Origin of the sequence: Devosia sp., assembly GCF_034675085.1 — a bacterium.
Lineage (GTDB): Bacteria > Pseudomonadota > Alphaproteobacteria > Rhizobiales > Devosiaceae > Devosia.
On record NZ_JAUCDN010000354.1, the window covers coordinates 1 to 3,294 of the forward strand.

The 3,294-nt window shown below is 66.3% G+C and carries 1 protein-coding gene; it reads right to left on the minus strand.

Features of this window, described 5'->3' with window-relative positions; all coding sequences use genetic code 11:
• Nucleotides 1-214: 214 nt before the first annotated feature.
• The gene (gene pepN / locus VDP82_RS16110; protein ID WP_323015847.1) at nucleotides 215-2,854 is read right to left on the minus strand and encodes an aminopeptidase N; all 2,640 of its coding nucleotides are present in this window, start codon (nucleotides 2,852-2,854) and stop codon (nucleotides 215-217) included.
• Nucleotides 2,855-3,294 lie beyond the last annotated feature (440 nt).

The window sequence follows — 3,294 nt, forward strand, 5'->3', positions numbered from 1 at the left end:
CGCCGAATCCGATAGCGCTGGCGCCGGATGTCTCCGCCGACCGCATGAAATTCTCCATCCTGTGAGGGATTTAACCCCGACCGATTTGCCCTTTAACGAACAATGAATCAGCCGGAATCAACTGTCCAGACCCCTCGGCAGGCCCGCATGGAGGCGGTGACGAAATCGTGAGTCTCCTGAATCACTTACGGGTGAAGAAAAATTCTTCCAAAGTTTACCCCGCCAATGTCCGCGCCAGAATGTCGGCGGTGTTCCGGCTCAGGCTTCCCTGCGCCTGCAAGGCGGTCAGCGCCGCCCGGGCCGCTTCCCGCCGCGAAGGCTCCAGCATCGGCCAGATGCGGAAGCCGGTGAGCACGCGCGCGGCCACCTGCGGATTGATCGCATCCACCTCGGCCACGAAGCCGGTCACGAACCGGAAGCCGGCGCCATCGGCGCGGGTGAACTGGGTGGGATTGCTCATGGCGAAGGTGCCCACCAGCGAGCGCAGCCGGTTGGGATTGGTGCGCGGAAAGCCCGGATCGGCAAGGATTGATTGCATGTCGGCGATCACCCCGCCGCGCGAAGCCCCCGCCGTCACCGCCAGCCACTTGTCCAGCACCAGCGGATCGCCGCCGAAGCGGGTGCGGACATCGGCCAGCATGCCCGCCGCCTCGCGCGTATCGGCGCCCACGGCGGTGGCGAGCGCCGCCAGCCGGTCGGTCATGTTGCCGGCGCCGGCATATTGCTGGGCCGCCAGGACCGCCGCGCCGGGCGCCTCGCTGGCCACCAGCAGGCCCAGCGCCCGGTTGCGCAGGGCCCGCCGCCCGGTGCTGGCCGGGTCGGGCGCATAGGGAGCGTCGCTGGCCAGGGCGCGATAGGTTTCCAGCAGCGGCGTGGCCAGGGGTTCGAACACCGCCTGCACCAGTTGCTCGCGCACGCGGTGAATGCGGTCGGGGTCGATATCCTTGCCGATGGCCCGCCCGATCAGCGCCTCGTCGGGCAGGGTCAGTGCCAGCGCCTTGAAGGCGTTGTCCAGCGCCGGGCTGGCCAGCGTGTCCTGCATCGCCCTGCTGAGCGCGTCCAGCGCCTCGGCGTCCGTGTCCTGGCCGCGCACCATGGCCACCGCCAGCGCCATGCCCGCATCCTGCAAGGCCTGCCAGCGGTTGAAGGGGTCGCTGTCGTGCCGGGCAAGGAACAGAAGGTCTTCCTGGCTGGCCTGGCTTTCCACGATCACGGGCGCGGAAAATTCCCGCAGCAACGAAGCCACGGGGCGGCTGGACACGCCGGTAAATACCAGCTCAGCGCTTTGCGTGTCGAGCACGATCAGGTCGTCGCGCACCTCGGCCCCGCTCACCCCGCTCCAGCCCATCGGGCTGCCATTGGGGCCGATCAGGCCGAACTTAATCGGCAGCACCAGCGGCGCCTTTTCCGGCTGGCCCGGCGTTGGCGGCGTTTCCTGCGCCAGCTTCAGCCGATAGGTTTGGCTGGCCGCGTCGTAGTGGTCCTCCACATGCAGGCGCGGTGTGCCCGCTTGCAGATACCAGGTGCGGAACTGGTCGAGATTGACCCCATTGGCGTCGGCGAATGCGGCCAGGAACGCCTCGATGGTGGTCGCCTCTCCGTCATGGCGCTCGAAATAGAGGTCCAGCCCCTTGCGGAAGCGCTCGCGCCCCAGAAGCGTGGCCAGCATGCGCACGATCTCGGCGCCCTTCTCATAGACCGTGGTCGTATAGAAGTTATTGATTTCCTTGTAGTTATCCGGCCGTGCCGGATGAGCGAGCGGCCCCCCGTCCTCGGGGAACTGCGCCCGGCGCAGTGTGGTCACGTCCGAAATGCGCTTCACGGCGCGGCTGCGCTCGTCGCTGGTGAATTCCTGGTCGCGATAGACCGTCAGCCCTTCCTTGAGGCAGAGCTGGAACCAGTCGCGGCAGGTGACGCGATTGCCGGTCCAGTTGTGGAAATATTCATGGGCGATGACCCGCTCGATGCCGTCATAATCGCCATCGGTGGCCGTTTCGGGCCGGGCGAAGACCAGCCGGTCGTTGAAGATGTTGAGGCCCTTGTTCTCCATGGCGCCGAAATTGAAGTCGCTCACCGCCACGATGTTGAAGACGTCGAGGTCGTATTCGCGCCCGAAGCGCCGCTCGTCCCAGGCCATGGAGCGCTTGAGGCTGTCCATGGCCCAGAGGCACCTTTCTTCATTGCCATGGCTGCAATAGATCGCGAGGTCCACCTTGCGGCCCGAGGCGGTGGTGAAGCTGTCGCGGATGGCGCCCAGATCGCCCGCGACCATGGCGAACAGATAGGAGGGCTTGGGGAAGGGATCGTCCCAGACGGCGAAATGCCGCCCGTCGCCGGCCTCGCCCCGGTCCACCAGATTGCCATTGGCCAGCAGCACCGGCGCCAGTGCCTGGGGCGCGCTCATGCGCACGCGATAGGTGGCCAGATTGTCCGGCCGGTCGAGGAAATAGGTGATGCGCCGAAACCCTTCCGGCTCGCATTGCGTGCACCAGGTGCCGCTGGAGCGATAGAGCCCCATCAGCTTGGTATTGCCCTCGGGCCGCAGCGTGACCTCGGTTTCCAGCACGAAGCGCCGCAGCGGCGGCTCGAACAGGGTGAGGCCATTGGCGTCCGCCGCATAGGCCGAAAGCACCAGTGGCGCGCCGTCGATGGCGATGGAGCCCAGGCTCAGCTCGTCCCCGTCCAGAACCAGCGGCGTGCCCGGCGCGGTGCCCTCGCGCGGCTCGATGCTGAGCTGCGCCCGCACGCGCGTGGCGTCGGCCTCGATGGCGAAGTCGAGGTCCACCGCGCTGATGCGATAGGGGCTGGGGGCGTAGTCCTTGAGATAGATGGTGTGCTCGGTTTCGGTGCGCATCGGAAGTCCCGTGGCCTCATCGGTCTGAATTCAAATGTGGCGGCGCGGCAACAGCAGTTTCGCCGCTTTCGTGTATCCTGATCGGCCATCGACCGCTCCGGCCCTCTCTTTTACGCCAAACATTATGGCATTGGGGAGGGGGCTTTGCCCGGTTGGGGCAGCGGCTCCTCTGCGCCTCTTGCGTATCGAGCCCGATTCCGAATTTCCCGCCGGGCAGGACCGGCCTTCATGCTGCTGACACGAGCTGTCGGCGGGCAAGGGCCACAAGGGCGGTCTGCTGCGGTTTTTCATTATGGTGGCGTTCATGCTGCGTTGGTTCGAGAGGCGTATCAATCCCTATCCGGTCGGCGAGCCGGAACAGCCTCCCAAGGGACTGCTGGCCTTTTGCCTGCATTACAGCGACGGGGCCAAGCGCTGGCTCGCCGCCATGACGGTGCTGG

Coding starts and splice junctions, on each gene's coding strand:
- pepN (WP_323015847.1), bottom strand. CDS start 2,854: ATGCGCACCGAAACCGAGCACACCATCTATCTCAAGGACTACGCCCCC.